Raw genomic sequence first — 26,447 nt, 5'->3', positions numbered from 1 at the left:
AAAATTTCTGTTGTTACCCGTCATACTTCAGGCGGCAGCGAAACGCGCTGCCACTATAGTTACTGACGCTATTTCCAATAAAAGGTTCTTTTAATGGCCAATAATACCACTGGGTTAACCCGAATCATCAAAGCCGCCGGCTATTCCTGGAAAGGTTTCCGTGCCGCGTGGATCAATGAAGCCGCCTTTCGCCAGGAGGGCGTCGCCGCTATCATCGCGGTGATTATCGCCTGCTTCCTTGATATTGATGCAATAACACGCGTTCTTCTGATCGGCTCCGTACTGTTGGTGATGATAGTGGAAATTCTCAATAGCGCTATTGAGGCCGTTGTTGACCGGATTGGTTCAGATTTCCACGAGCTCTCTGGCCGGGCAAAAGACATGGGTTCCGCTGCCGTGTTGCTGGCGATTATTACTGCGGTCATTACATGGGTCACGCTGCTTTGGTCACATTTCCGATGAGCCTCGAGGAATAATTAAGTCCCTGGTTTTTTGTGCAGTTTTTGGTTCCAAAATCGCCTTTGACTGTATATACTCACAGCATAACTGTATATACACCCAGGGGGCGGAATGAAAGCGTTAACGACCAGGCAGCAAGAGGTGTTTGATCTCATCCGGGATCATATCGGCCAGACGGGTATGCCACCCACGCGTGCGGAAATCGCTCAGCGTCTGGGCTTCCGTTCTCCGAATGCTGCCGAAGAACACCTGAAAGCGCTGGCGCGTAAGGGCGTGATTGAGATTGTTTCGGGCGCGTCACGCGGTATCCGCCTGCTGGTGGAAGAAGAGACGGGCATTCCGCTGGTGGGGCGTGTTGCTGCCGGTGAGCCTTTACTGGCACAGCAGCATATTGAAGGCCACTACCAGGTCGATCCGGGGATGTTTAAACCGAGCGCTGATTTCCTGCTGCGCGTAAGCGGCATGTCGATGAAAGACATCGGTATTCTTGACGGTGATCTGCTTGCGGTTCACAAAACGCAGGATGTGCGAAACGGCCAGGTTGTGGTCGCGCGTATTGATGACGAAGTGACCGTTAAGCGTCTGAAAAAACAGGGTAATACCGTACAGCTGCTGCCTGAAAACAGCGAATTCTCCCCGATTGTGGTGGATCTTCGCGAACAGAACTTCTCTATCGAAGGGCTGGCAGTAGGGGTGATTCGCAACGGCGAATGGCTGTAATCTCTTCCTGACAGGCTACGGCGTTGCTGTAGCCTGCTTCCTTTACCTCTCCCGGTATTTTTCATGTCACTGCTGACGGCATCAGATAAGGCATTGTGGCGTCTTGCACTGCCGATGATTTTCTCCAATATTACCGTGCCCTTGCTGGGTCTGGTCGATACTGCTGTTATTGGTCATCTGGATTCACCTGTTTATCTTGGCGGCGTGGCGATTGGCGCGACGGCAACCAGCTTCCTGTTTATGCTGCTGCTCTTTTTGCGCATGAGTACTACCGGGCTCACGGCACAGGCGTATGGTGCCAGAGATCCTCTGCGTCTGGCCCGCGCGCTGGTGCAGCCGCTCATTCTTGCGCTTGGTGCGGGAGTATTAATCGTTGTATTGCGCTCGCCCCTGATTGACCTCGCGCTTCACATCGTTGGCGGTAACGAGGCAGTGCTGGAGCAGGCGAGACGTTTCCTGGAAATTCGCTGGCTCAGTGCGCCGGCATCACTGGCTAACCTGGTTCTGCTGGGGTGGTTACTGGGCGTGCAGTATGCCCGCGCGCCCGTCATTTTGCTGGTGGTGGGAAACCTTCTCAACATTGTGCTTGATGTCTGGCTGGTAATGGGTCTGCATATGAACGTGCAGGGGGCTGCACTGGCGACGGCAATTGCCGAATACGGGACTTTTATCATCGGTCTGTGGATGGTCTGGCGCGTGCTGGCGATGCGCGGGATCTCTCTTGCGCTACTCAAAACCGCATGGCGCGGCAATATCCGTAAGCTGCTGGCACTCAACCGCGACATCATGCTGCGCTCACTTCTCCTTCAGCTCTGTTTTGGCGCGCTGACGGTTTTCGGGGCTCGGCTGGGGCCAGACATCGTCGCGGTCAATGCCGTATTGATGACGCTACTGACCTTTACCGCCTACGCGCTGGACGGTTTTGCCTATGCTGTGGAAGCACATTCCGGGCAGGCGTACGGTGCGCGCGAAAGCGGGCAGCTTCAGGATGTCTGGCGGGCAGCCTGTCGTCAGTCAGGGCTGGTGGCACTGGCATTTGCGCTGGTTTATGCCGTTTTTGGCGAGCAGATCATTGCATTACTCACCTCACTTCCCACACTGCGTGAACTGGCGAGCCACTATCTCATCTGGCAGGTGATCTTACCGGTGGTCGGTGTCTGGTGTTATCTGCTGGACGGCATGTTCATTGGGGCTACGCGCGGAGCCGAAATGCGTAACAGTATGGCGGTGGCAGCAGCAGGGTTTGGTCTGACGCTGCTGACGCTTCCCTGGCTTGGCAATCACGGTTTGTGGCTGGCGTTGGCCGTTTTCCTCTCGTTGCGGGGCCTGTCTCTGGCCTTTATCTGGCGCCGTCACTGGCGAAATAATACCTGGTTTCCTTCCCATCACGATATATCGTGACGGTTAAAGATTCCGAATATCAAAATAGCTGCAGAATCCTTAACTACAATTATTATCACGTCCAGCAGAAAAGAACGTAACGGACGTTACGACCCGACGCTTAACAAGAGGACACGATGATGAATAAAGACGAAATCAGCGGCAACTGGAAGCAGTTCAAAGGTAAAGCGAAAGAGCAGTGGGGGAAGCTGACAGATGACGATATGACCGTCATTGAAGGTAAACGCGATCAGCTTGTCGGTAAAATCCAGGAACGCTACGGCTACGCAAAAGACCAGGCGGAAAAGGAAGTCGGCGACTGGGAAAAACGCAACGACTACCGCTGGTAACCGGGTTATACCCGAAAGTACAAGGAAGTACACCCTGAGGGCGGCCATGAGCCGCCTTTTTCATTGCTAGCGAGGTTTTTTCTTCACAACGATTGTGTGGTCGTGCTGGCACTTATCGTGATGGCTGCATGATTCCACCTCGACACAGGCAGAACACAGCCCATGTGCTTCAATAACATTATGACGCAAGGCAAAGCCCATTTTGGCCGCCAGCGTATGCATAATGTCTTCAACACCTTCAGCCCCTTCTTCTTTTACCACGCCGCAGCGGTCGCAGATAAACATGGCTGATGTATGGGTTGGCTGGTCAAACAGGTGGCACAGCACATAGCTGTTTGTGGATTCAACCTTATGCACGAACCCTTGTTCCAGCAGAAAATCGAGCGCGCGATACACCGTAGGCGGTTTGGCCTGCGGCTCGCTTTCGCGGAGCAGGTCGAGCAGATCGTACGCGCTGATGGCTCCCTGTTGCAGGCTCATCAGGCGTAATACCTCAAGGCGCTGCGGAGTCAGGCGCACATTGCGTTGCGCGCAGAGCTTTTCGGCCTGCGCTAACAGCTCTTTTGTGGACTTATCCATTTAGCACCCCGGATGTTATAGGACGGAAAACCCTCACTTTATCATGTTCTGGTAAAAACACCGAGATCCGCCTGTCTGTGCTATACCTGACGCATTGCAAACCGGGAAACGAACAATGAAAAGACCTGACTGTATTCGACACTGGCGCGACGTGGAAGGCGCTGATAACTCAACCTATCCCGACAGCGACGAGCGTTTTTCCATCGGTGCGCCGCTGGCTCGCAAGCTCGGGCTGGGGCGTATTGGTATCCATCATGAGCGTTTACCCCCCGGACGTCGGACATCCTATCCTCATGCGGAAAGCGACGAAGAAGAGTTCATTTACGTGCTTGAAGGCTATCCTGAAGCCTGGATTAATGGCTATTTGTGGAAACTTGAACCCGGCGATAGCGTAGGGTTTCCCGCCGGAACCGGCGTCTGCCACACCTTTATCAACAACACGGACGAAGAGGTTCGACTCCTGGTAGTTGGCGAAGCCAACAAGAAGCACAACCGCATCTACTATCCGCTCAACCCAGTGTATGCCGCCACGCGAGAAGATCGCTGGGTCGATCACCCGCCCCAGTTTTTTGGGCCGCATGATGGAAAACCTGGGAAAAAATAATTTCCTCTTCTATAAATATTGAGGGCCGTCACAAATTACAACAGGTCTGGTTAGAATTTAACTTAAGGAAATAGCGGGTCTTTTTGTACTTATTCACAGCAATAGTTCGTACCTGTTTGGGTGATAACAGACAGGGGTTATTTCATAACAGACTATAAGACGAGCATACTGTGAAAAAACATTTTAAATTTTCGGTGGTTAGCATCGCCGTCTCCTTGTTTATGGCAAATCAGGCCGGAGCAGCCAATACCTGGACAGAAGCACGTAGCGATGCGATGGGGGGGACGGGGGTCGCGGCTGGGAGCTATGGCAGCGGGGTGTTAATCAACCCGGCGTTGCTTGCAAAGGCGAAACCTGACGATGGTATCACGGTGATCCTGCCATCTATCGGTGCGCAAATTTCAGACAAAGACAACCTGCGCGATAAGATTGATGACATCAGCGATGATGTCAGCGCCTATCGCAGTACCCTGGATAATATCAATCTTATCGATCTCCTTAATCCTTCCAGTGCTGCATCGCGGCAGGTCTCTGCCGCTGCAGGCGACCTTGCCGATCAACTGGATTCACTGAAAGGGAAAACCGCCAGCGGTAAAGCGGGAGGTGGGATCGCTGTAAGTATTCCTAATGACGTGCTCTCAGTGGCTTTCGTGGCCAAAGCCAATGCGCGTGCTCGCGTGAGTTCTTACATCGATCAGGGTGATATCGACAAATTGCGCGCGGTGGAAGCCGTTCCGGCGGCCGTATTTGGGGTTGACCCGAATGATTTGAAATCAAAGGGTTTTGGTCGTGCTGCAATCGTTTCAGACTATGGCGTTGCAGTGGCGCGTCAGTTTGATATCAGCGGTGTGCCTGTTTCCGTGGGTATCACTCCTAAGCTGCAACAGACCTGGCTCTACAACTACACGGTTTCGATCTACAACTTTGACAGTGGCGATATCAACAGCAGTCGCTATCGCAACGACGATACTGGGTTTAACGTTGATGCCGGTCTTGCTGCTGATTTCGGTGAAAACTGGACGGTGGGTTTGACCGGTAAAAACCTGTTCTCGCGTGATATCGACACCAAAGAGGTGGATGGCGTGCGCGATACTTACCAAATCAGCCCTGTCGTTACGGCGGGTGCGGCCTGGCATACCGATCTCCTGACGCTGACGGCGGATGGTGACCTGACCGAAACCAAAGGTTTTAAAAGCGAAGAGAACTCCCAATATGTTGGCGTGGGTGCGGAAGTGACGCCATTGAGCTGGCTGGCGGTTCGTGCAGGTTATCGTGCTGATGTGAAAGACAATGACAGCAATGTCTTTACCGCAGGTGTGGGGTTTGCACCGCTTAACACGGTTCATATCGACCTGATGGGTCTGTATGGTGAAGACGAAACCTGGGGCGCGGGGGCGCAACTGAGCATGACGTTCTAAAGTCCACCGGAGGCGCTGCGCCTCCGGCTTTTCTTTGTGCTATAGTAGCGCCCCTTTTCACCAGATGCTTAAAACTTCGCCATGTCGTCAGAATTACAGACTGCTTTCCCTGCACACCGTTTCTCCATTGCGCCAATGCTCGACTGGACGGACAGACACTGCCGCTACTTCCTGCGTCAGCTCTCCCGCCATACGCTGCTGTACACCGAAATGGTGACCACCGGTGCGATTATTCACGGTAAAGGAGACTATCTGGCTTACAGCGAAGAGGAGCACCCGGTTGCCCTGCAGCTTGGTGGTAGCGATCCGGCCGCGCTGGCGCAGTGTGCGAAGCTTGCAGAAGCGCGTGGCTACGACGAGATCAACCTCAACGTTGGCTGCCCGTCTGACCGCGTGCAAAACGGTATGTTTGGCGCGTGCCTGATGGGGAACGCACAGCTGGTGGCGGACTGCATTAAGGCGATGCGCGATGTCGTCTCCATTCCGGTCACGGTCAAAACCCGTATCGGCATTGACGACCAGGACAGCTACGAATTCCTGTGCGACTTTATCAATACGGTATCCGGGAAGGGTGAGTGCGAGATGTTTATCATCCACGCGCGAAAAGCCTGGCTCTCTGGCCTCAGCCCGAAAGAGAACCGTGAGATCCCGCCGCTGGACTACCCGCGCGTGTATCAGCTGAAGCGTGACTTCCCGCACCTGACGATGTCAATCAACGGTGGCATCAAGTCGCTGGAAGAGGCCAAAGCGCATCTGGAACATATGGATGGCGTGATGGTCGGGCGCGAGGCGTATCAGAACCCGGGCATTCTGGCGACGGTCGATCGCGAAATCTACGGTGTAGAAGGCGCAGATACCGATCCGGTTGCGGTGGTTCGTGCCATGTATCCGTACATCGAACGCGAGCTGAGCAACGGCACATATCTTGGCCATATCACCCGCCACATGCTTGGCCTTTTCCAGGGTATTCCGGGAGCGCGTCAGTGGCGACGTTACCTGAGCGAGAACGCGCATAAAGCCGGTGCCGACATCGAGGTGCTGGAACATGCGCTGAGACTGGTGGCTGATAAGCGATAAATTTCGCTAAAAGATGGTCAAATTCACCACGCCCTGCAAATCTTTGCGGGGCGTTTTGCTTTAAGAACAATGAGTTAGTTTTGGCATGCTTTTTGTAATGGTTACTGCATTACTCAGGAGCGTGTGGGAGAAAAACATGCTGGAACTACTTTTTGTGATTGGCTTTTTCGTCATGCTATTAGCCACAGGCGTTTCGCTGCTCGGCATTCTGGCCGCTATCGTTGTCGCCACGGTGGTGATGTTTATCGGCGGATTATTTGCCCTGACGATCAAGCTGTTGCCGTGGCTACTGCTGGCTATTGTGGTGGTGTGGGTGATACGGGCGATTAAAACGCCAAAAGTGTCCACTTATCAGCGCAATAACCGCTTTCGTTACTAAGGTATTGAGGGGTTCGTCACATACTTGTAACTTTTCTGGTGGCATTGCTTAGAACAGAATAGGATTTACTTATCGAATCTGTCACTATGACTGCCGCTAAAGAATTCATCGAGCTGTACCCTACATACAGCCGAACTAAAAAAAGAAATGGCTTCCTCAGGGAAGCCCAATTTCTTTTCTGGATTCAGGGAATTAACAGACTTGAACCCTCCGTCACCCTGCTCTCAAGTACCTCATGCGCGCGCTGTGCATCGGCAAGCGGATATTTCTGTGCATCTGTCACATCCACTTTAATCACCCCACTGGCGATCAGCGAGAACAGCTCGTTACTGGCTTCCTCAAGCTCTTCCCGGTTAGTGATGTAACCTTGCAGCGAAGGGCGAGTCACATACAGTGAGCCTTTCTGGTTCAGAATACCAAGGTTAACCCCGGTCACAGCGCCTGACGCATTCCCGAAACTCACCATTAGCCCGCGGCGCTGCAGGCAATCGAGAGACGCTTCCCAGGTGTCTTTCCCCACCGAGTCATACACCACCCGCACTTTTTTGCCGTTGGTGATTTCTTTCAGCCGCTCGACGATGTTCTCTTCACGATAGTTAATTACCTGCCAGGCTCCCGCCTGCAATGCGCGCTGCGCTTTTTGCGCGTTGCCCACGGTACCGATCAGTTTCGCCCCCAGCGCTTTTGCCCACTGACACGCGATCAGCCCCACACCACCCGCAGCAGCATGGAACAGGAACTGCTCGTCAGGTTTAATTTCGTAGGTTTTACGCAGCAGGTAATAGACCGTAAGCCCTTTCAGAAATGAGGCTGCAGCTTGCTCAAAGGAGATGGCGTTGGGCAGCAGGGCGGCTTTATCCGCCGGGACGTTGTGGACGGAACTGTATGCCCCCAGAGCAGATTGGGCGTACACCACGCGATCGCCCTCTTTAAGGTGCTTAACGGCGCGGCCAGTTTTGATAACCACTCCTGCCGCTTCGGTACCCAGGCCACTCGGCAGTGATGGAGGCGGGTAGAGGCCTCCGCGAATATAGGTATCAATGTAGTTGATACCTATGGCCTTGTTTTCAACCTGAACTTCGTTTTCGCCTGGTGCTACTGGGGTAAATTCCACCGCTTTCAGCACTTCTGGCCCACCGTGTTTCTGGAATTCAATGCGCGTTGCCATGCTCCCTCCGTAAGAAAAATATGGTAATCTTTCGGCCCACTCTTTATCTCGGTAACTCCATTCACTATGGCAGGAAACAAACCCTTCAACAAACAGACTGAACCTCGCGAACGTGATTACCAGGTCGCAGGCTTAAAAGTCCCGCCGCACTCGATTGAAGCGGAACAGTCGGTGTTGGGCGGTTTAATGCTGGATAACGAACGCTGGGACGACGTCGCTGAGCGCGTGGTGTCTGAGGATTTCTACACCCGACCGCATCGTCATATCTTTACCGAAATGGCGCGTCTGCAGGAGTCGGGTAGCCCGATTGACCTGATCACACTTGCGGAATCGCTGGAGCGACAGGGACAACTGGACAGCGTCGGTGGGTTTGCCTACCTGGCAGAGTTATCAAAAAACACGCCAAGTGCGGCGAATATCAGTGCATACGCCGATATCGTGCGTGAACGTGCTGTAGTTCGTGAGATGATCTCGGTGGCGAATGAGATCGCCGAGGCTGGTTTTGATCCGCAGGGTCGCACCAGTGAAGATCTGCTCGATCTCGCTGAATCCCGGGTCTTTAAAATCGCCGAAAGCCGCGCAAATAAAGATGAAGGCCCGAAAAACATTGCTGATGTGCTCGACGCCACCGTCGCCCGTATCGAACAACTGTTCCAGCAGCCACATGACGGTGTGACCGGTGTGAACACCGGTTATGACGATCTCAATAAGAAAACCGCTGGCCTGCAGCCGTCGGATCTGATTATCGTCGCGGCGCGTCCGTCGATGGGTAAAACGACATTTGCGATGAACCTCGTCGAAAATGCGGCGATGTTGCAGGATAAGCCGGTGCTGATTTTCAGTCTTGAGATGCCCTCCGAGCAGATTATGATGCGTTCCCTGGCGTCACTCTCGCGCGTGGATCAGACCCGCATTCGTACCGGTCAGCTGGATGACGAAGATTGGGCGCGGATCTCCGGCACCATGGGCATTCTGCTGGAAAAACGGAATATCTATATTGATGACTCCTCCGGCCTGACGCCGACGGAAGTCCGCTCCCGTGCGCGTCGTATCGCCCGTGAACACGGCGGTATCGGCCTTATCATGATCGACTACCTTCAGCTGATGCGCGTCCCGTCGCTCTCCGACAACCGTACGCTGGAAATTGCAGAGATTTCCCGCTCACTCAAGGCGTTAGCCAAAGAGCTGCACGTGCCCGTGGTGGCACTCTCACAGCTTAACCGCTCCCTGGAACAACGCGCCGACAAACGCCCGGTCAACTCCGACCTGCGTGAGTCTGGCTCCATCGAGCAGGATGCTGACTTAATCATGTTTATTTACCGTGATGAGGTTTATCACGAGAACAGCGACCTGAAAGGGATCGCCGAAATTATTATAGGTAAGCAACGTAACGGCCCAATCGGTACGGTACGTTTGACCTTTAACGGACAGTGGTCGCGTTTCGACAACTATGCCGGTCCTCAATATGATGATGAGTAATTTCTAAGGAATTCAAATGCAAGCGGCAACAGTAGTCATTAACCGCCGCGCTCTGCGACACAACCTGCAACGTCTGCGTGAACTGGCTCCCGCCAGTAAGCTCGTTGCAGTCGTGAAAGCGAACGCTTACGGACACGGTCTTCTTGAGACCGCGCGAACGCTCCCCGATGCCGACGCCTTTGGCGTCGCCCGTCTTGAAGAAGCCATCCGACTGCGTGCGGGTGGGATCACACAACCCATTTTGCTGCTGGAAGGCTTTTTCGAAGCCACTGATTTGCCTACTATTGCCGATCAGCACCTGCACACCGCCGTTCACAACGAAGAACAGCTGGCTGCGATGGAAACCGCCGAGTTAAGCGAGCCGGTAACCGTGTGGATGAAGCTCGATACGGGCATGCACCGACTGGGCGTCCGTCCGGAAAACGCACAAGCGTTTTATCAGCGTTTATGCCAGTGCAAAAATGTGCGCCAGCCAGTGAACATCGTCAGTCACTTTGCTCGTGCCGACGAGCCTGAATGTGGTGCGACCGAACAACAGCTCGATATCTTTAATACCTTCTGCGAAGGTAAGCCGGGAATGCGCTCTATTGCCGCGTCTGGCGGTATTTTGCTGTGGCCACAATCCCACTTCGACTGGGCGCGTCCGGGCATTATTCTTTACGGCGTATCGCCGCTGGAGAACAAACCCTGGGGACCGGATTTTGGCTTCCAGCCGGTGATGTCATTGGTGTCTAACCTGATTGCCGTGCGTGAGCACAAAGCGGGTGAACCCGTAGGCTACGGTGGAACCTGGATCAGCGAGCGTGATACCCGGTTGGGCGTTGTGGCGATGGGTTATGGTGACGGCTATCCACGTGCCGCACCGTCGGGTACGCCAGTGTTGGTCAATGGCCGTGAAGTGAAGATTGTTGGTCGCGTGGCGATGGACATGATTTGCGTCGATCTGGGGCCGGAAGCGCAGGAGAAAGCGGGTGACGCAGTGGTGATGTGGGGTGAAGGCTTGCCCGTTGAACGCATTGCTGAAATCACGAAAGTGAGTGCTTACGAACTTATTACACGCCTGACGTCGCGGGTGGCGATGAAGTACATAGATTAACTTATAGCTGGAGTGAGAGTGTTACTCTCACTCCACGTTTATTAACATCCCCTCGATCTTCTGCCATATCCGGTTTATTGTTGAAATCCCTGCCTCATCGAATTCCGGAGAATCATCGCGTGTTTCAGAAAGTTGACGCCTATGCCGGCGACCCCATTCTCTCCTTAATGGAGCGTTTCAAAGAAGATCCTCGCAGCGACAAAGTGAACCTCAGCATCGGTCTGTATTACAACGAGGATGGCATTATTCCTCAATTAAAAGCCGTTGCCGAAGCTGAAGCACGCCTTAACGCTGTACCACATGGCGCATCGCTTTATCTGCCGATGGAAGGGTTAAATACTTACCGTAACACTATCGCGCCGCTGCTGTTTGGTGCCAATCATCCGGTGCTCGCGCAAAAACGTGTCGCCACCATCCAGACGCTTGGCGGATCGGGTGCGCTAAAAGTCGGCGCAGACTTCCTGAAAAAATACTTCCCGGATTCCGGGGTGTGGGTCAGTGATCCTACGTGGGAAAACCACGTGGCTATCTTTGAAGGCGCAGGTTTTAAGGTCGCGACTTATCCATGGTTCGACAGCGAAACCAACGGTGTGCGTGTAGAGGCATTACTGGAAAAACTGCACACCTTGCCGGAGCGCAGTATTGTGCTGCTGCATCCATGTTGCCATAACCCGACCGGCGCGGACCTCACTAATGACCAGTGGGATGCAGTAATTGAGGTACTGAAAGCGCGTAATCTGATCCCGTTCCTCGACATTGCCTATCAGGGCTTTGGCGCAGGCATGGAAGAAGATGCTTACGCCATTCGCGCCGTTGCCAGCGCAGGTCTGCCGGCGCTGGTGAGTAACTCTTTCTCTAAAATCTTCTCTCTGTACGGCGAACGCGTCGGCGGTCTGTCCGTGGTGTGTGAAGATGCCGAAGCCGCCAGCCGCGTGCTGGGTCAGCTGAAGGCGACGGTGCGCCGCATTTACTCCAGCCCGCCAAACTTTGGTGCGCAGGTCGTCGCCACGGTTCTTGGTGATGCGCAACTGAAAGCATCCTGGCTTGCTGAAGTGGAATCAATGCGTACGCGCATTCTGGCGATGCGTCAGGAGCTGGTTAACGTCCTGAAAGAGGCCGTGCCGGGCCATAACTTCGACTATCTGCTCAAGCAGCGCGGGATGTTCAGCTATACCGGCCTGAGTGCCGCTCAGGTCGATCGTCTGCGCGAAGAGTTCGGCGTCTATCTGATTGCCAGCGGCCGTATGTGCGTGGCGGGGCTGAATGCCAGCAATGTTCAGCGCGTGGCGCAGGCCTTTGCCGCTGTAATGTAAGTAAGTGATCACATTCTCTGTTCTTTCAGAAGAGAGAATGTGATCTTTCTTCTTTTTCGCTGATCCATAAGCAAAAACTCCTTTCCTTCGCTTCCCGCTGGGGTTATGGTCGGATAGTTTTTTGACCATTCGCTCAAAATAAAACGATAACAAACTGAATATTCAGGGGAAAACATGCGCAAGATCACACTGGCGCTCAGCGCCGCCTGCTTATTGTTCTCGCTTAATAGCGCAGTCGTTGCGCGAGCTTCCGCACCGACGCCGCTTTACACCGGAACCACCGCCGCCATCCTTGCCGAGCAGGCGCCTGTTCACTGGGTCTCTGTGGCACAAATCGAAAATAGTCTGATGGGGCGTCCGCCAATGGCCGTGGGCTTCGATATTGACGATACCGTCCTGTTCTCAAGCCCGGGTTTCTGGCGCGGTAAGAAAACATATTCACCGGACAGCGAAGACTATCTGAAAAACCCGGAGTTCTGGGAAAAAATGAACAACGGCTGGGATGAGTTCAGTATCCCGAAAGAGATCGCCCGATCGCTTATTGCCATGCATGTTAAGCGCGGCGACAGCATTTACTTTGTTACCGGACGCAGCCAGACCAAAACGGAAACAGTATCTAAAACCTTGCAGGATGATTTTCTGATCCCTGCCGCCAACATGAATCCGGTCATTTTTGCGGGAGATAAACCCGGTCAGAACAGCAAAACGCAGTGGCTGGAGCAGAAAAATATCAAAGTGTTTTATGGCGATTCTGATAACGATATCACCGCTGCGCATGATGTAGGGGCAAGAGGGATCAGGGTGTTACGCGCCTCTAATTCGACCTATCGACCACTGCCGATGGCCGGGAAATTTGGTGAAGAGGTGATTGTTAATTCTGAATACTGAGGTATGCTGGTTTTTTGTACAAATCACGCCTGCCGGGTTTACCTTTTGTCGTCTTGCTGCACACTTAAAGAGGCAGGAACTCAGGCCGTGTCCAACCCATTTAGAGGGGAGCTAAGATGACAATTTCGGAGATACTCCAGTACTGCATGAGTAAGCCCGGCGCGGAACAAAGCGTCCACAGCGACTGGAAAGCCACGCAGATCAAAGTGGGTGACGTGCTGTTTGCGATGGTGAAAGAGGTTGAAGGCCGTCCGGCGGCTGCACTGAAAACCAGCCCGGAACTGGCTGATTTATTACGCCAGCAGCACCATGACGTCCGACCGAGCCAGCATCTCAACAAGGCTCACTGGAGCACTGTCTACCTCGACGGTTCTCTGCCGGGCTCGCAAATTTACTATCTGGTGGATGCATCGTACAAGCAGGCGGTTGAACTGCTGCCGGAAACGACCCGACAGCAGCTTTCCGTGTGACAATTACAGCAACGGTTTAAGGAAGCGTGCGGTGTGCGAGGCTTCGCACTCTGCAACGGTCTCTGGCGTACCGGAGACGAGGATTTCACCGCCACCGCTACCGCCTTCCGGGCCAAGATCGACAATCCAGTCCGCGGTTTTAATCACGTCCAGGTTGTGTTCAATGACCACAATGGTGTTGCCCTGGTCTCTGAGCTGATGCAGAACGTCCAGCAACTGCTGGATATCGGCAAAGTGCAGGCCGGTGGTTGGCTCATCCAGAATGTAGAGCGTCTGACCGGTGCCGCGTTTCGACAGCTCACGCGCCAGCTTCACGCGCTGCGCTTCACCACCCGAGAGCGTCGTTGCTGACTGTCCGAGACGGATATAGGTCAGCCCCACATCCATTAACGTTTGCAGCTTACGCGCCAGCGCCGGGACGGCATCGAAGAACTCGCGTGCTTCTTCAATGGTCATATCCAGCACTTCATGGATAGTCTTGCCTTTGTACTTAATTTCCAGCGTTTCGCGGTTATAGCGTTTGCCTTTGCACTGGTCGCACGGCACGTAGATATCCGGCAGGAAGTGCATCTCAACTTTGATCACTCCGTCGCCCTGGCACGCTTCACAGCGCCCACCACGCACGTTGAAGCTGAAACGTCCTGGTGTATAGCCGCGTGAACGAGATTCCGGTACGCCAGCAAAGAGTTCACGTACAGGCGTAAAGACGCCAGTATAGGTCGCCGGGTTAGAACGTGGGGTACGGCCAATCGGGCTCTGGTCGATGTCGATAACCTTGTCGAAATGCTCCAGGCCCTGAATATCGCGGTACGGTGCTGGCTCGGCAAGCGTTGCGCCGTTCAGTGCCGTCTGTGCAATCGGGAATAGCGTATCGTTGATAAGCGTTGATTTGCCGGAACCGGACACGCCAGTAATACAGGTAAACAGCCCGACAGGCAGCGTCAGGGTGACGTCTTTCAGGTTGTTGCCGCGTGCACCGGTCAGCTTCAGGACTTTTTCCGGGTTTGCTGCCACGCGCTGTTTCGGCACGTCGATCTTGCGCTTGCCGCTCATGTACTGGCCGGTCAACGATTCAGGTACCGCCATGATATCTTTCAGCGTCCCTTCCGCGACCACCTGGCCGCCATGCACGCCTGCGCCCGGGCCAATGTCGATAACGTGGTCAGCGGCGCGGATCGCGTCTTCGTCGTGCTCAACCACAATTACCGTGTTACCGAGGTTACGCAGGTGGATCAGCGTGCCGAGCAGACGTTCGTTATCACGCTGGTGCAGGCCGATAGACGGCTCATCCAGGACGTACATCACGCCGACTAAACCTGCGCCGATCTGGCTGGCAAGACGGATACGCTGGGCTTCACCGCCGGAGAGCGTTTCAGCGGAGCGTGAAAGCGTCAGGTAGTTCAGGCCGACGTTCACCAGGAATTTCAAACGATCTCCGATCTCTTTCAGCACTTTCTCGGCGATTTTCGCGCGCTGTCCGGAGAGCTTCAGGTTGTTGAAGAAGTCCATCGCGTGGCCGATGCTCATGTCTGAGATGGTCGGCAGCGCCGTATTTTCGACAAAGACGTGGCGCGCTTCGCGACGCAGACGCGTGCCGTCACAGGTGGCGCACGAGCGGTTGCTGATGAATTTCGCCAGTTCTTCGCGTACCGCGCTGGATTCGGTCTCTTTGTAGCGGCGCTCCATGTTGTGCAGCACACCTTCAAACGGATGGCGACGCACAGAGGTATCACCGCGATCGTTCATGTACTTGAACTCGATGTTCTCTTTGCCGGAACCGAACAGGATCACTTTGTGCACACTCGGGCTCAGGCTGGCCCACGGGGCTTCAACATCGAACTTATAGTGCTCTGCCAGCGATTTCAGCATCTGGAAGTAGTAGAAGTTACGCTTGTCCCAGCCGCGAATGGCACCGCCCGCCAGAGACAGCTCCGGGTTCTGGATCACTCGGTCCGGGTCGAAATACTGCTGAACGCCAAGGCCGTCACACGTCGGGCACGCGCCCGCCGGGTTATTAAAGGAGAACAGGCGCGGTTCCAGCTCGCGCATGCTGTAGCCGCAAATCGGGCAGGCAAAGTTAGCGGAGAAGAGCAGCTCTTCTGCTTTCGGATCGTCCATGTCGGAGACCACGGCCGTGCCGCCGGAGAGTTCCAGCGCCGTTTCAAAGGATTCCGCCAGACGCGTCGCGAGATCGTCACGTACTTTGAAGCGGTCAATCACCACTTCGATGGTGTGCTTTTTCTGCAGCTCCAGCTTGGGGGGATCTGACAGATCACACACTTCACCGTCGATACGGGCGCGGATATAACCCTGGCTTGCGAGGTTTTCCAGCGTTTTGGTGTGTTCGCCTTTACGCTCTTTAATGATGGGTGCCAGCAGCATCAGGCGTTTGCCTTCCGGCTGCGACAGCACGTTATCCACCATCTGGCTCACGGTCTGGGCCGCCAGCGGGACGTCGTGGTCCGGGCAGCGCGGCTCACCCACACGGGCATACAGCAGACGCAGGTAGTCGTGAATTTCGGTAATGGTACCGACCGTTGAACGCGGGTTGTGCGAGGTAGACTTCTGCTCAATAGAGATAGCAGGAGACAACCCTTCAATGTGGTCGACATCCGGTTTTTCCATCAACGACAGGAACTGACGCGCGTACGCAGAGAGTGATTCAACGTAACGACGCTGTCCTTCGGCATATAAAGTGTCGAAAGCCAGTGAGGATTTGCCAGACCCCGAAAGCCCAGTCACGACAATCAGCTTGTCGCGAGGGATTATGAGGTTGATATTCTTGAGATTGTGGGTGCGGGCGCCCCGAACTTCGATCTTATCCATTCACCTTTCCCGGTTGGAACACGGATTGCCTGGTTTGTTTGAAGGACAAACGGCTGTCAGAAACGGCTAATTATGACACAATTTAACCTGTTTGAATATACAGTATTGGAATGCATTTTCCGATTGGCTATGTAACAATGTAGCGTTCGCACGAGAACTCTGGAATCCATCTCGCAGCTATCAAAATGCAGCGTGGAAATGGTACACTCGCGCGTTTACACTATTAAGAAACGTATTCAGGAGACACGAACATGGCCAGCAGAGGCGTAAACAAGGTGATTCTCGTCGGTAATCTGGGCCAGGACCCGGAAGTACGCTACATGCCGAGTGGTGGCGCAGTTGCCAACATTACGCTGGCTACTTCCGAATCCTGGCGTGATAAAGCGACCGGTGAGATGAAAGAGCAGACTGAATGGCACCGCGTTGTGCTGTTTGGCAAACTGGCAGAAGTGGCCGGTGAATATCTGCGTAAAGGTTCTCAGGTGTATATCGAAGGCCAGCTGCGTACCCGCAAATGGACCGATCAGTCCGGCGCTGATAAATACACTACTGAAGTTGTGGTAAACGTTGGCGGCACCATGCAGATGCTGGGTGGCCGTCAGGGCGGTGGCGCACCAGCAGGTGGCGGCCAGCAGCAGGGCGGTTGGGGTCAGCCTCAGCAGCCGCAGGGTGGCAACCAGTTTAGCGGTGGCGCACAGTCCCGCCCGCAGCAGCAGTCTGCTCCTGCACCGTCTAACGAACCGCCAATGGATTTCGACGACGATATTCCGTTCTGATCCCCTGATATCCAAACAAAAAACCCAGACAATAGTCTGGGTTTTTTATTCCGTAAGGGATCAGGTAATCACCATCGGCCAGTCTGGTGGCGTGTGGCTCATCGCTTCAACCATCACCACTTTAATATTTTCCCAGACGGCAGCGATATCCAGCAGGGTGATGCCAAGCAGGCCCGTTGCAAACCAGCAGGCAGCACCCAGCCCAAGCAGGGTGCTGATGATAGCAAGGCCAGCGTAATCAGACTTACGAAACTGAATGTTCAGCGTACTGGCTAAAAACATCAATACCGCACTCAACAACGGCCAGCGTAAGAGAACCATGCTGGTAGTAATGGTTGCCATAAAACCCATCCTCTACAAAACAGACTCACTGAATGAAACAGTGTTTTTAATTACATAAGATATGTGAACTATATCACGTTTGATGATTTATTCGCCAGTGTCAGGATGATGAAAATTGAAGGATTCATAGCTGTATGAAATGGATAGGTATCAGATAGAAAATATATCTTTGCTGGCTAAGAAACCCTTTTCCCCTACTCTTCATAATGAATTCATCGAGATAGCAAAACCTCTGCAAGACGGCGCCTGTTGTACAACGTTTACAGCAATAAACCTATAGATTATGCTTGAGTGGACATATTAATTTACTCGCAGCTAACCTTTCAGGTTTTTGAATTTTATTATTATTTTTATTTCTTTGTCCGTTTTTAATTACACACAACAGTCGTTTCATTTCGTTGTGCTGATTTTCAGCCTCCAGCTCTGGCTGACCGGTTTTTGAACCTGAAGACAGTTGCGTCCGGTTTATCGCGTGATAATCGGCAAAAAGATGAAAAAAAAACGATGTGAGATTGTTAATGACAGCATGCAGGCTTTGCATGCGCTGGCTAAGTTGATGCCCCAGCTTCACACTCAGTGCTCACTGGCAGAAATGCTGGAGACGATCAATCGCTCGCTTGGGGCGAGCCTGGCCTGGGTAAGCGTTAATGATAATGACGGGCTGCACCGTGTCGTCTGCGCGGGTGAGGTGGCCTGCCACTCTTTTGAAGCCGCCGATTTTCTGGCAGGTACCCTGCTCCAGCGGCATCACCGATCATGGCGGGTGATCTACTGGAAAGAGAATATTGGCCGCGCCTTATTTCCTCCGCAGCACCCAGGCTATACGCAATTGCAAAGCGGGGTGTTATGCAAACTTTCAACCCATGACTGGCATTGCAGGGGATATTTTTTTTTAGCATTCGATGAGAAATTGTATTCTCTGCCGATCCTGAAAAATATCGTCGTGGTGCTGGTCGAAAAATTAAAAGACTATTTTGAGGAAATTATTGCCCGCGAGAAAACTGCACAGGAAATGCAGCGTGTCGTGACACAATATAAGACTCTGTTTGAACGGGCGCCGGTTTTAATGAACTCTTTCGACAAATTTAACCGCTGCGTATTGTGGAATGCCGAGTGCGAAAAAGTATTTGGCTGGACGATGGCGGAGATCGGGGCTCATGCCGATCCACTCTCGCTGTTTTATCCAGACCCTGAAGAGCGGCGTCGGGTAAGAGAGTCGGTAAATGTCTCTCCACTCAAGGACATGTATGAGTGGCATCCGCTACGTAAAGACGGTACGAAGTTGACCGTATTGTGGTCAAACATTCTGTTGCCAGACAACTCTATCCTGAATATTGGGCTCGACATTACCGAGCGGAAGAAAGCAGAACAGCAGCTGGAAGTGAAAGCCACTATCGACGATCTCACCGGCTGTTTTAACCGTTCGGCGATTTTGCAGCAGCTGGAACTCGCGCAATCCGCAAATGCCAGGCGGGAGCCTAACAGCCATTTTTCTGTTCTGATGTTTGACCTGGATTTTTTCAAACAAATCAATGATGAGTGGGGACACCAGGTAGGTGATGCGGCGCTTCTTCACTTTTGTGATTGTATCCGTGAGTTAGCCCCTTCAGATTCTGCATTAGGGCGCGTGGGAGGGGAGGAGTTTTTGCTTCTGCTGGCGCAAACTCATTGTCATGACGCGGCGCAACTGTCCGCCAGGCTGCATACCACGCTGAAAACCAAACCGCTGAGGGTTGGAGAGAAAAAACTGGAGCTGTCGTTTAGTGCAGGAGTCGTGGAGGTGTGCGGGGATCAGTTCGATACATCGGCATTGCTGACACGAGCGGATAAAGCATTATATGACGCCAAGCGTACGGGACGGGGAAAAACGGTAGTGGCAGCTGGCTATTTATAAATCAGCGAACAAAATACACCCGAAAAAATAGCATGAAATTTCATTAAGAAGTTGTGCTTTTTTCATGCTGTCCAAAGTTTGGCTTAATCAACGATCCTCTGTTGTGTTATCTTCGCACCATCCCTTACGGGATGGGTAAATATTTTCCTTAATTGAAACGGAACGAATACTTACAGTTTAGCTTACGGGAAAATATTATCGTCATAACGAAATTTAAGATTTTTAATACTAAAAGTCAGTTGCTAACTTCGCATGATTCATGCAACGTAATCACCTGTTTAGCAAAGCATCCGGCCTTCATTACTACAGGCGTACAACATGCAGGGATATAGGGCGGGAAATGAATCGTAGCGCGCGGCGCAAGATGCTCAGGGTGGTAGGGATCATCATGGTAGTTATGCTACCGGTGATGCTTGCGCTATGGTTTGCCCAGCTAAGAGCCGTATCGGAAACAAGTGCTCAGCTACGTACCTTTGCAGAACTGGCTTTAGACAAAACAGAACTGGTTATTCAACAGGTTGAACTGGCCCGGGACGAGGCGGTAAAATACCAGGGCGAACTTTGTACGCCGGGACATCGTCAATATATGCTGAACGTTGTTCGTGGCCGTCTGTTTGTCGCCGATTTAATTTATGCCGAAGGTCAGAATTTTCTTTGTTCGACCGTTTTTACACCGGAACACCCCTACTCAATTTCCGTCGCCAATTACACGCGTAAACCGGATGTCGCTATCTATTATTATCGCGATACCCCATTTTATACTGGCTATAAAATGACATATATGCAGCGTGGGAATTATGTGGTGGTGGTCAATCCGCTTTCGTACAGCGAAGTGATGTCAAACGATCATTCCCTTTCATGGGGAGTGTACGACACGATAACCAATGCATTCTTTTCCGTTAGCCAAAAAGCCAATGTTTCTTTATTAAATTCGATGATTCGGGATAAGGAATCGGTATTTCAAAAAGATAACCGTTTTTATACCGTCGTAAAATCGCCAAAAAGACCGATTGCGGCTATTGTGTCAACATCGAATAAACGCTTTTATGAAACGCTTTATCATCAGGCGACATTGACGCTGCCACTGGGGATGATCTGCAGCATTATTATTTTGCTGGTATGGTCGCGTACCCATCGTGAACTCAATTCCCCTGGGCGCTTGCTGCAACGGGCGCTGAACAAACGCCAGCTTTGCCTGCACTATCAGCCGATCATTGATATCAAGAACAATCAGTGTGTGGGGGCTGAGGCGTTGTTACGCTGGCCTGGTTTTAACGGACAGGTAATGAGCCCGGCAGAGTTTATTCCGCTGGCTGAAAAAGAGGGAATGAGCGAGCGGATAACGGATTATGTTGTTGAGGAGGTGTTCAGCGATCTGGGCCATTTTCTGGCCGCACATCCGCACCTCTATATCTCGATTAACCTGTCGGCCACGGATTTCCACTCCTCGCGGCTGATCGCCATGATTTCTGACAAGGCCCGCCACTATGACGTGCGTGCCCAGCAAATCAAGATTGAGGTGACGGAACGCGGGTTTATTGATGTGCCAAAAACCACACCGGTGATTCAGGCTTTCCGTCAGGCAGGTTATGAAGTCGCAATTGATGATTTCGGGACGGGTTACTCTAACCTGCATAACCTCTATTCGCTGAACGTTGATATCCTCAAAATCGACAAATCCTTTATCGACACCTTAACGACCAACAGCACCAGTCACTTGATCGCCGAGCATATTATTGAGATGGCACAAAGCCTGCGCCTGAAAACCATTGCGGAAGGGGTAGAGACGGCAGAGCAGGTCGGTTGGTTGTTGAAGCGCGGTGTTCAGTTCTGTCAGGGATGGCACTTCGCGAAAGCGATGCCGCCCCAGGAGTTTATGACCTGGCAGCAGCAACCTTTGCATTGATAGTGATTAATTCAACTGGTGGCGATAATCGCTCGGCGTACGGTCAAATTCGCGACGGAACACGCGGGAAAAGGTTTGTTGCGACACATAACCAAGATCCATCGCGATATCAAAAATGGGCCGCTGCGTTGAGCGTAGCGCCTGGGCTGCCAGCAGCAGTCTGCGCTGACGAATGTACTCACCCAACGTCTGATGCATAACCGTCCGGAACATCCTCTGTAAATACCATTTCGAATAGCCCGATTTTTTAGCGACCACATCAATGTTCAACGGTTGGTCGATATGTTCATCAATCCATTCAATAAGTGTCTGAATAATCTGCTGATGTGACATACGGTTGCCCCTCTGTAGATACAACTTTCCTGGTTGATTCGTCGTTTTCTCTGCGGGGGAGTATAATTCCTCAAGTTAACTTGAGGTAAAGAGGTTTTATGGAAAAGAGACTGCCGCGAATTAAAGCGCTGTTAACTCCAGGTGAAGTGGCAAAGCGAAGCGGTGTTGCAGTATCGGCGCTCCACTTCTATGAAAGCAAAGGGTTAATCAAGAGTATCCGTAACGGTGGAAACCAGCGCCGCTATACCCGCGACGTGCTTCGCTATGTGGCGATTATCAAAATTGCGCAGAGAATCGGAATTCCCCTGGCCACTATTGGCGAGGCATTTGGCGTGCTGCCGGAAGGTCACACGCTGAGCCCGAAAGAGTGGAAGGAGCTTTCGTCCCAGTGGCGTGAAGAGCTGGACAGGCGTATCCATACGCTGGTCGCGCTGCGTGACGAGCTGGATGGCTGCATTGGTTGCGGCTGTTTGTCCCGGAGCGATTGTCCGTTGCGTAACCCGGGCGACAGGCTGGGTGAACAGGGAACGGGGGCGCGGTTGCTGGAAGAGGATTAATAAAGAACTAAAGCGCCACATAAGGGCGCTTTAGTTTTTCCCGGTCTTTGTCTTTCTCTCTATCCCGCTGGTTCACGGGAGGGTTTCCCCCGACATCAGCACCCCTCATGTCGAGCTGGTTGGGGAGGTTCCGGATTGTGCTGACACTTTAATTCTATGCAAGCCCCGTCATTTCGCCAGCCACGTCGGTTGTTTTTTAGCCGAATTTTTTTCGCGGTGTTGTTCGATTTTCTATAGTTAAAAAGTATGAATAACAGGAGACAACCATGCTTACGGTACATCACCTTAACCAGTCGCGCTCACATCGTGTGATCTGGGCGCTGGAAGAACTCGCCCTGCCTTATGAGATCATTCACTACCAGCGCGAAAAGAACATGCTGGCTCCTGAGTCCCTCAAAAAAGTGCACCCGTTGGGCAAATCGCCGGTCGTCGAAGATAATGGCCTGATTCTGGCGGAGTCAGGCGCCATTCTGGAGTATTTGCAGGAAACGTACGATCCCGGCTCTCGGTTGAAACCCTTGGATCCCGCTCATAAGGTGCAATACCGCTTCTGGCTGCATTATGCCGAAGGGTCGCTGATGCCGCTGTTACTCATGAGGCTGGTGTTTAACAGCCTCGGTAAACCCCCTGTGCCGTTTGGTATCCGAACGCTGGGCAAAGCGCTGGGACAGGGAGTGCAAAAAGCCTATCTTAACCGCCAGCTGGAAACCCATGCGCGCTTTATTGAGTCGCATCTTGCTAAAAACAGCTGGTTTGCCGGGGATTCGCTCAGCATGGCCGACATCCAGATGAGTTTCCCGATTTTTGCCCTGCTGGCGCGCGGTGGCATCAATAATCTGCCGCATATTCAGGCATGGAAGAAAAAGGTTGAGAACAGCCCCGGGTGGAAAAGAACGCTGGAACAAGGTGGGCCGTTATCTATCCCGGGGGACGATTGAAATGTAAACAAATTGCGCATAAACGATAACGTTTGCGCATCCTCTGTTTATTTCTTCAGCGTCATAAGTGAATTTTAGCGAAAAACGACAAAGTTCAGTTGAAAAGGGCGGTGATTAGGCTAGATAATCGTTTGCCTTAATTTGACCACCCGTTTGTAAGCGCGGAGCTAAACGTTTGCTTTTTATGTGACGCCCTTTCGTCACCAACGCAACTCAAGGATTTGACGTTTAGCTGGCAGTGGCGTCTCCACCACGCTTACGGACTTTCTAAAAAACTCTCAGGGGATGTTTTCTATGTCTACGCCATCTGCGCGTACTGGCGGTTCACTTGACGCCATGTTTAAAATTTCGGCTCGCGGCAGCACCGTGCGCCAGGAAGTCGTTGCCGGTCTGACAACGTTCCTGGCGATGGTTTACTCCGTCATTGTTGTGCCGGGCATGCTGGGCAAAGCGGGCTTCCCGCCTGCAGCTGTCTTTGTTGCTACCTGCCTTGTGGCCGGTGTGGGCTCCATCGTGATGGGCCTGTGGGCGAACCTGCCGCTGGCAATTGGTTGCGCTATCTCTCTGACGGCGTTTACCGCATTCAGTCTGGTGCTGGGTCAACACATCAGCGTACCGGTTGCGTTGGGTGCCGTGTTCCTGATGGGTGTGCTGTTTACCGTTATTTCAGCGACCGGCATCCGTAGCTGGATTTTGCGCAACCTGCCGCACGGCGTAGCGCACGGTACGGGTATCGGTATCGGCCTGTTCCTGCTGCTGATTGCCGCCAACGGCGTCGGTCTGGTCATCAAGAACCCGCTGGACGGTCTGCCGGTTGCGCTCGGCCACTTCGCGAGCTTCCCGGTGATTATGTCTTTGATTGGCCTGGCGGTGATTATCGGTCTGGAAAAACTGAAAGTCCCGGGCGGTATTCTGCTGACCATTATCGGGGTTTCTATTGTCGGCCTGATTTTCGATCCTAACGTCCACTTCTCCGGGATTTTCGCCATGCCGTCGCTGAGCGATGACAAAGGCAACTCCCTGATTGGTAGCCTGGATATCGTCGGCGCGCTGAACCCGGTGATCCTGCCAAGCGTGCTGGCGCTGGTGATGACTGCCGTATTTGATGCAACCGGTACTATCCGCGCGGTAGCGGGACAAGCGAATCTGCTGGATAAAGACGGTCAGATTATTGATGGTGGAAAAGCGCTGACGACCGACTCCCTGAGCAGCGTCTTCTCTGGTCTGGTGGGTGCGGCGCCGGCTGCAGTATACATCGAGTCCGCAGCGGGTACGGCGGCAGGCGGTAAAACCGGCCTGACGGCGATCACCGTCGGCGTGCTGTTCCTGCTGATCCTGTTCCTTTCTCCGCTCTCTTATCTGGTTCCGGCGTATGCGACCGCACCAGCGCTGATGTACGTTGGTTTGCTGATGCTGAGCAACGTGGCAAAAATCGACTTTGCTGACTTTGTGGATGCGATGTCCGGCCTCATCACCGCAGTATTTATCGTACTGACCTGTAACATCGTGACCGGCATTATGATCGGTTTTGCATCGCTGGTGATTGGTCGTCTGGTCTCTGGCGAGTGGCGCAAACTGAACATCGGCACGGTGGTGATCGCCGTTGCGCTGGTGGCGTTCTACGCGGGCGGTTGGGCAATCTAAGTTGTCCTTTGATGCGAAAACGGGTGGCTCAGGCCGCCCGTTTTTATTTTCAGGACTCATCCTGTTGCCTTTTGCGTTACTCTGGGGAAGATAGAATAAAAGGCACGACGCCTTCCGGAGTACATAAGCAACACAGCAAACAGGGAACGCATGGAAATCTTCTTCACAATACTCATCATGACCCTTGTGGTCTCGCTATCTGGGGTAGTTACACGCGTACTGCCCTTTCAGGTCCCTCTTCCATTAATGCAAATTGCCATCGGCGCGCTGCTGGCGTGGCCGACGTTTGGCCTGCACGTGGAGTTCGATCCCGAACTGTTCCTCGTGCTGTTTATCCCACCACTGCTGTTTGCAGATGGGTGGAAAACCCCCACGCGCGAATTCCTTGAGCACGGGCGAGAGATTTTCGGTCTGGCGCTGGCGCTGGTGGTGGTCACCGTGGTTGGGATTGGTTTTCTGATTTACTGGGCGGTGCCGGGTATCCCGTTAATTCCCGCTTTTGCGCTGGCCGCCGTCCTGTCACCAACCGATGCTGTGGCACTTTCTGGCATTGTGGGTGAGGGCCGAATTCCGAAGAAAATTATGGGCATTCTACAGGGTGAGGCGCTGATGAATGACGCCTCCGGCCTGGTCGCCCTGAAGTTTGCGGTGGCGGTTGCGATGGGCACGATGGTCTTTACCGTCGGCGGTGCGACGCTGGAATTCTTCAAGGTGGCGATTGGCGGTATTCTCGCAGGCTTCGTGGTGAGCTGGCTGTACGGACGTTCGCTGCGATTCCTCAGCCGTTGGGGCGGCGATGAGCCCGCAACGCAAATCGTGCTGCTGTTCCTTCTGCCTTTTGCCTCTTATCTGATTGCCGAACATATCGGCGTGTCAGGCATTCTGGCGGCGGTGGCGGCAGGCATGACCATCACCCGTTCCGGCGTGATGCGTCGCGCACCGTTGGCTATGCGTCTGCGTGCGAACAGCACCTGGGCAATGCTGGAATTTGTCTTTAACGGCATGGTGTTCCTGCTCCTGGGCCTGCAATTGCCAGGCATTATGGAGTCCTCGCTGGTGGCGGCCGAGGCCGATCCGAACGTTGAAGTCTGGATGCTGTTTACCGATATCGTGCTGATCTACCTGGCGTTGATGCTGGTGCGTTTCGGTTGGCTGTGGACGATGAAAAAGTTCAGCGTGCGTTTCCTGACGAAAAAACCGATGGAGTTCGGCTCGTGGACCACGCGTGAACTGCTGATTGCCTCCTTCGCAGGGGTACGCGGGGCGATTACCCTCGCCGGTGTGCTCTCTATTCCATTGCTGCTACCGACGGGCGATGTCTTCCCGGCGCGCTATGAGCTGGTGTTCCTGGCGGCAGGTGTGATTCTGTTCTCGCTGTTTGTTGGCGTGGTGATGTTGCCTATTTTGCTGCAGCACATTGACGCCGGTGACTCGACCCAGCAGCACAAGGAAGAGCGCATTGCCCGTGCGGCGACTGCCGAAGTGGCGATTGTGGCAATCCAGAAAATGGAAGAACGTCTGGCTGCCGATGCAGAAGAGAACATCGACAATCAGCTGCTGACGGAAGTCAGTTCCCGCGTGATTGGTAACCTGCGTCGCCGTGCCGATGGGCGTAACGATGTGGAAAGTTCGCTGCAGGAGGAGAACCTCGAACGCCGGTTCCGTCTGGCGGCGCTGCGTTCAGAGCGTGCTGAATTGTACCATCTGCGCGCCACGCGCCAGATCAGTAACGAAACGCTGCAAAAGCTGCTGCACGATCTGGATCTGCTGGAAGCGCTGTTGATAGAGAATCAGTAACGCGCTTTTGCCCGGTGGCGCTACGCTTACCGGGCCTACGTGCTCGATCGGTTC

26 protein-coding genes and 1 pseudogene are annotated in these 26,447 nt (G+C 53.2%); 21 read left to right on the top strand and 6 right to left on the bottom strand.

Annotated elements, in window-relative coordinates; genetic code table 11:
* Positions 1–93 precede the first annotated feature (93 nt).
* The 5 genes and pseudogenes from AC0XWG_RS05440 to AC0XWG_RS05420 all read left to right on the top strand — a co-directional run bounded on the left by AC0XWG_RS05440 (position 94) and on the right by AC0XWG_RS05420 (position 2,909).
* Positions 94–462, top strand: coding sequence for a diacylglycerol kinase (locus AC0XWG_RS05440; RefSeq protein WP_028017941.1), 369 nt, complete (start codon positions 94–96; stop codon positions 460–462).
* Between the two features lie 108 nt (positions 463–570).
* Positions 571–1,179 (top strand): transcriptional repressor LexA, encoded by a 609-nt coding sequence (gene lexA, locus AC0XWG_RS05435; protein WP_025757830.1) that lies wholly within the window; start codon positions 571–573, stop codon positions 1,177–1,179.
* A gap of 63 nt (positions 1,180–1,242) precedes the next feature.
* Complete coding sequence (gene dinF, locus AC0XWG_RS05430) at positions 1,243–2,580, top strand: MATE family efflux transporter DinF (RefSeq protein ID WP_128348326.1); 1,338 nt, start codon at positions 1,243–1,245, stop codon at positions 2,578–2,580.
* Positions 2,577–2,651 (top strand): annotated as a pseudogene (locus AC0XWG_RS05425) (hypothetical protein); the annotation flags it as partial. The gene dinF and the pseudogene AC0XWG_RS05425, both read left to right, overlap by 4 nt.
* Before the next feature lie 48 nt (positions 2,652–2,699).
* On the top strand, positions 2,700–2,909 hold the full coding sequence (locus AC0XWG_RS05420; protein WP_028017939.1) for a CsbD family protein: 210 nt from the start codon (positions 2,700–2,702) through the stop codon (positions 2,907–2,909).
* 66 nt (positions 2,910–2,975) lie between these two features.
* Here AC0XWG_RS05420 and zur read toward each other — a convergent pair whose 3' ends face one another.
* On the bottom strand, positions 2,976–3,488 hold the full coding sequence (gene zur, locus AC0XWG_RS05415; RefSeq protein ID WP_028017938.1) for a zinc uptake transcriptional repressor Zur: 513 nt from the start codon (positions 3,486–3,488) through the stop codon (positions 2,976–2,978).
* Positions 3,489–3,603: 115 nt separating this feature from the next.
* Between zur and AC0XWG_RS05410 the strand changes: the two genes are divergently transcribed.
* From AC0XWG_RS05410 to pspG, 4 genes are all read left to right on the top strand, one after another.
* A complete protein-coding gene (locus AC0XWG_RS05410; protein ID WP_049007735.1) occupies positions 3,604–4,092 on the top strand; it encodes a cupin domain-containing protein in 489 nt (162 codons plus the stop codon).
* Positions 4,093–4,262: 170 nt separating this feature from the next.
* Positions 4,263–5,510 (top strand): conjugal transfer protein TraF, encoded by a 1,248-nt coding sequence (locus AC0XWG_RS05405; protein ID WP_108089405.1) that lies wholly within the window; start codon positions 4,263–4,265, stop codon positions 5,508–5,510.
* A gap of 81 nt (positions 5,511–5,591) precedes the next feature.
* On the top strand, positions 5,592–6,587 hold the full coding sequence (dusA, locus tag AC0XWG_RS05400) for a tRNA dihydrouridine(20/20a) synthase DusA (RefSeq protein ID WP_028017935.1): 996 nt from the start codon (positions 5,592–5,594) through the stop codon (positions 6,585–6,587).
* A 136-nt stretch (positions 6,588–6,723) separates the two neighbouring features.
* Positions 6,724–6,966 carry an envelope stress response protein PspG gene (gene pspG, locus AC0XWG_RS05395; protein WP_028017934.1) on the top strand — a complete coding sequence of 81 codons (243 nt, stop codon included), beginning with the start codon at positions 6,724–6,726 and terminating at the stop codon, positions 6,964–6,966.
* Positions 6,967–7,150: 184 nt separating this feature from the next.
* Here the strand turns inward: pspG and AC0XWG_RS05390 are convergent, their stop codons facing one another.
* Positions 7,151–8,134: a quinone oxidoreductase gene (locus AC0XWG_RS05390; RefSeq protein ID WP_108089407.1), complete on the bottom strand. Its 984-nt coding sequence runs from the start codon at positions 8,132–8,134 to the stop codon at positions 7,151–7,153.
* A 66-nt stretch (positions 8,135–8,200) separates the two neighbouring features.
* Here AC0XWG_RS05390 and dnaB point away from each other — a divergent pair, with 66 nt between their 5' ends.
* The 5 genes from dnaB (at position 8,201) to AC0XWG_RS05365 (ending at position 13,380) form a co-directional block, all read left to right on the top strand.
* Complete coding sequence (dnaB, locus tag AC0XWG_RS05385) at positions 8,201–9,613, top strand: replicative DNA helicase (protein ID WP_025757838.1); 1,413 nt, start codon at positions 8,201–8,203, stop codon at positions 9,611–9,613.
* Positions 9,614–9,629: 16 nt separating this feature from the next.
* Positions 9,630–10,709 (top strand): alanine racemase, encoded by a 1,080-nt coding sequence (alr, locus tag AC0XWG_RS05380; RefSeq protein WP_475680438.1) that lies wholly within the window; start codon positions 9,630–9,632, stop codon positions 10,707–10,709.
* Between the two features lie 119 nt (positions 10,710–10,828).
* Positions 10,829–12,022 (top strand): aromatic amino acid transaminase, encoded by a 1,194-nt coding sequence (gene tyrB, locus AC0XWG_RS05375; RefSeq protein WP_028017931.1) that lies wholly within the window; start codon positions 10,829–10,831, stop codon positions 12,020–12,022.
* A gap of 174 nt (positions 12,023–12,196) precedes the next feature.
* On the top strand, positions 12,197–12,910 hold the full coding sequence (aphA, locus tag AC0XWG_RS05370) for an acid phosphatase AphA (protein ID WP_128348324.1): 714 nt from the start codon (positions 12,197–12,199) through the stop codon (positions 12,908–12,910).
* Between the two features lie 116 nt (positions 12,911–13,026).
* Positions 13,027–13,380, top strand: coding sequence for an MmcQ/YjbR family DNA-binding protein (locus AC0XWG_RS05365; protein ID WP_028017929.1), 354 nt, complete (start codon positions 13,027–13,029; stop codon positions 13,378–13,380).
* A gap of 3 nt (positions 13,381–13,383) precedes the next feature.
* Here AC0XWG_RS05365 and uvrA read toward each other — a convergent pair whose 3' ends face one another.
* Positions 13,384–16,206, bottom strand: a complete 2,823-nt coding sequence (gene uvrA / locus AC0XWG_RS05360) for an excinuclease ABC subunit UvrA (protein WP_028017928.1) — start codon at positions 16,204–16,206, stop codon at positions 13,384–13,386.
* Between the two features lie 251 nt (positions 16,207–16,457).
* On the opposite strand from uvrA, the gene ssb1 reads away from it, so the two are divergent.
* Positions 16,458–16,982, top strand: coding sequence for a single-stranded DNA-binding protein SSB1 (gene ssb1, locus AC0XWG_RS05355; protein ID WP_257246744.1), 525 nt, complete (start codon positions 16,458–16,460; stop codon positions 16,980–16,982).
* A 60-nt stretch (positions 16,983–17,042) separates the two neighbouring features.
* On the opposite strand, the gene AC0XWG_RS05350 is transcribed toward ssb1, so the two are convergent.
* The gene (locus AC0XWG_RS05350) at positions 17,043–17,324 is read right to left on the bottom strand and encodes a YjcB family protein (protein ID WP_028017927.1); all 282 of its coding nucleotides are present in this window, start codon (positions 17,322–17,324) and stop codon (positions 17,043–17,045) included.
* Between the two features lie 274 nt (positions 17,325–17,598).
* Entirely contained in the window at positions 17,599–17,895 is a 297-nt protein-coding gene (locus tag AC0XWG_RS05345) for a hypothetical protein (RefSeq protein ID WP_164989116.1), read from the bottom strand.
* Here AC0XWG_RS05345 and AC0XWG_RS05340 point away from each other — a divergent pair.
* Positions 17,815–19,218 (top strand): sensor domain-containing diguanylate cyclase, encoded by a 1,404-nt coding sequence (locus AC0XWG_RS05340; protein ID WP_108089415.1) that lies wholly within the window; start codon positions 17,815–17,817, stop codon positions 19,216–19,218. The genes AC0XWG_RS05345 and AC0XWG_RS05340 overlap by 81 nt on opposite strands.
* 340 nt (positions 19,219–19,558) lie before the next feature.
* Positions 19,559–21,124, top strand: a complete 1,566-nt coding sequence (locus AC0XWG_RS05335) for an EAL domain-containing protein (protein ID WP_028017925.1) — start codon at positions 19,559–19,561, stop codon at positions 21,122–21,124.
* Between the two features lie 6 nt (positions 21,125–21,130).
* On the opposite strand, the gene soxS is transcribed toward AC0XWG_RS05335, so the two are convergent.
* Complete coding sequence (gene soxS / locus AC0XWG_RS05330) at positions 21,131–21,457, bottom strand: superoxide response transcriptional regulator SoxS (protein WP_013095071.1); 327 nt, start codon at positions 21,455–21,457, stop codon at positions 21,131–21,133.
* A gap of 98 nt (positions 21,458–21,555) precedes the next feature.
* Here soxS and soxR point away from each other — a divergent pair, with 98 nt between their 5' ends.
* The 4 genes from soxR (at position 21,556) to AC0XWG_RS05310 (ending at position 26,393) form a co-directional block, all read left to right on the top strand.
* The gene (gene soxR / locus AC0XWG_RS05325) at positions 21,556–22,014 is read left to right on the top strand and encodes a redox-sensitive transcriptional activator SoxR (protein WP_023331806.1); all 459 of its coding nucleotides are present in this window, start codon (positions 21,556–21,558) and stop codon (positions 22,012–22,014) included.
* A gap of 266 nt (positions 22,015–22,280) precedes the next feature.
* Complete coding sequence (locus AC0XWG_RS05320; protein WP_108089408.1) at positions 22,281–22,952, top strand: glutathione S-transferase family protein; 672 nt, start codon at positions 22,281–22,283, stop codon at positions 22,950–22,952.
* A 294-nt stretch (positions 22,953–23,246) separates the two neighbouring features.
* Positions 23,247–24,596, top strand: coding sequence for a guanine/hypoxanthine transporter GhxP (ghxP, locus tag AC0XWG_RS05315; protein ID WP_028017923.1), 1,350 nt, complete (start codon positions 23,247–23,249; stop codon positions 24,594–24,596).
* 150 nt (positions 24,597–24,746) lie between these two features.
* Positions 24,747–26,393 (top strand): Na+/H+ antiporter, encoded by a 1,647-nt coding sequence (locus tag AC0XWG_RS05310; RefSeq protein ID WP_028017922.1) that lies wholly within the window; start codon positions 24,747–24,749, stop codon positions 26,391–26,393.
* The last annotated feature ends 54 nt before the right edge of the window (positions 26,394–26,447 follow it).

This window comes from Enterobacter sp. DVT3837 (assembly GCF_056238685.1).
This window is presented reverse-complemented; position numbering and strand designations above follow the sequence as displayed.

Bases quoted from the DNA above. Each gene is read 5' to 3' on its own strand.
- pspG (WP_028017934.1), top strand. From the start codon at position 6,724: ATGCTGGAACTACTTTTTGTGATTGGCTTTTTCGTCATGCTATTAGCC.
- AC0XWG_RS05350 (WP_028017927.1), bottom strand. From the start codon at position 17,324: ATGGCAACCATTACTACCAGCATGGTTCTCTTACGCTGGCCGTTGTTG.
- AC0XWG_RS05320 (WP_108089408.1), top strand. From the start codon at position 22,281: ATGCTTACGGTACATCACCTTAACCAGTCGCGCTCACATCGTGTGATC.
- AC0XWG_RS05335 (WP_028017925.1), top strand. From the start codon at position 19,559: ATGAATCGTAGCGCGCGGCGCAAGATGCTCAGGGTGGTAGGGATCATC.
- zur (WP_028017938.1), bottom strand. From the start codon at position 3,488: ATGGATAAGTCCACAAAAGAGCTGTTAGCGCAGGCCGAAAAGCTCTGC.
- soxR (WP_023331806.1), top strand. From the start codon at position 21,556: ATGGAAAAGAGACTGCCGCGAATTAAAGCGCTGTTAACTCCAGGTGAA.
- lexA (WP_025757830.1), top strand. From the start codon at position 571: ATGAAAGCGTTAACGACCAGGCAGCAAGAGGTGTTTGATCTCATCCGG.
- AC0XWG_RS05390 (WP_108089407.1), bottom strand. From the start codon at position 8,134: ATGGCAACGCGCATTGAATTCCAGAAACACGGTGGGCCAGAAGTGCTG.
- uvrA (WP_028017928.1), bottom strand. From the start codon at position 16,206: ATGGATAAGATCGAAGTTCGGGGCGCCCGCACCCACAATCTCAAGAAT.
- ghxP (WP_028017923.1), top strand. From the start codon at position 23,247: ATGTCTACGCCATCTGCGCGTACTGGCGGTTCACTTGACGCCATGTTT.
- AC0XWG_RS05365 (WP_028017929.1), top strand. From the start codon at position 13,027: ATGACAATTTCGGAGATACTCCAGTACTGCATGAGTAAGCCCGGCGCG.
- aphA (WP_128348324.1), top strand. From the start codon at position 12,197: ATGCGCAAGATCACACTGGCGCTCAGCGCCGCCTGCTTATTGTTCTCG.
- dinF (WP_128348326.1), top strand. From the start codon at position 1,243: ATGTCACTGCTGACGGCATCAGATAAGGCATTGTGGCGTCTTGCACTG.
- soxS (WP_013095071.1), bottom strand. From the start codon at position 21,457: ATGTCACATCAGCAGATTATTCAGACACTTATTGAATGGATTGATGAA.
- AC0XWG_RS05310 (WP_028017922.1), top strand. From the start codon at position 24,747: ATGGAAATCTTCTTCACAATACTCATCATGACCCTTGTGGTCTCGCTA.
- AC0XWG_RS05420 (WP_028017939.1), top strand. From the start codon at position 2,700: ATGAATAAAGACGAAATCAGCGGCAACTGGAAGCAGTTCAAAGGTAAA.
- dnaB (WP_025757838.1), top strand. From the start codon at position 8,201: ATGGCAGGAAACAAACCCTTCAACAAACAGACTGAACCTCGCGAACGT.
- AC0XWG_RS05440 (WP_028017941.1), top strand. From the start codon at position 94: ATGGCCAATAATACCACTGGGTTAACCCGAATCATCAAAGCCGCCGGC.
- ssb1 (WP_257246744.1), top strand. From the start codon at position 16,458: ATGGCCAGCAGAGGCGTAAACAAGGTGATTCTCGTCGGTAATCTGGGC.
- AC0XWG_RS05410 (WP_049007735.1), top strand. From the start codon at position 3,604: ATGAAAAGACCTGACTGTATTCGACACTGGCGCGACGTGGAAGGCGCT.
- AC0XWG_RS05340 (WP_108089415.1), top strand. From the start codon at position 17,815: ATGAAAAAAAAACGATGTGAGATTGTTAATGACAGCATGCAGGCTTTG.
- dusA (WP_028017935.1), top strand. From the start codon at position 5,592: ATGTCGTCAGAATTACAGACTGCTTTCCCTGCACACCGTTTCTCCATT.
- alr (WP_475680438.1), top strand. From the start codon at position 9,630: ATGCAAGCGGCAACAGTAGTCATTAACCGCCGCGCTCTGCGACACAAC.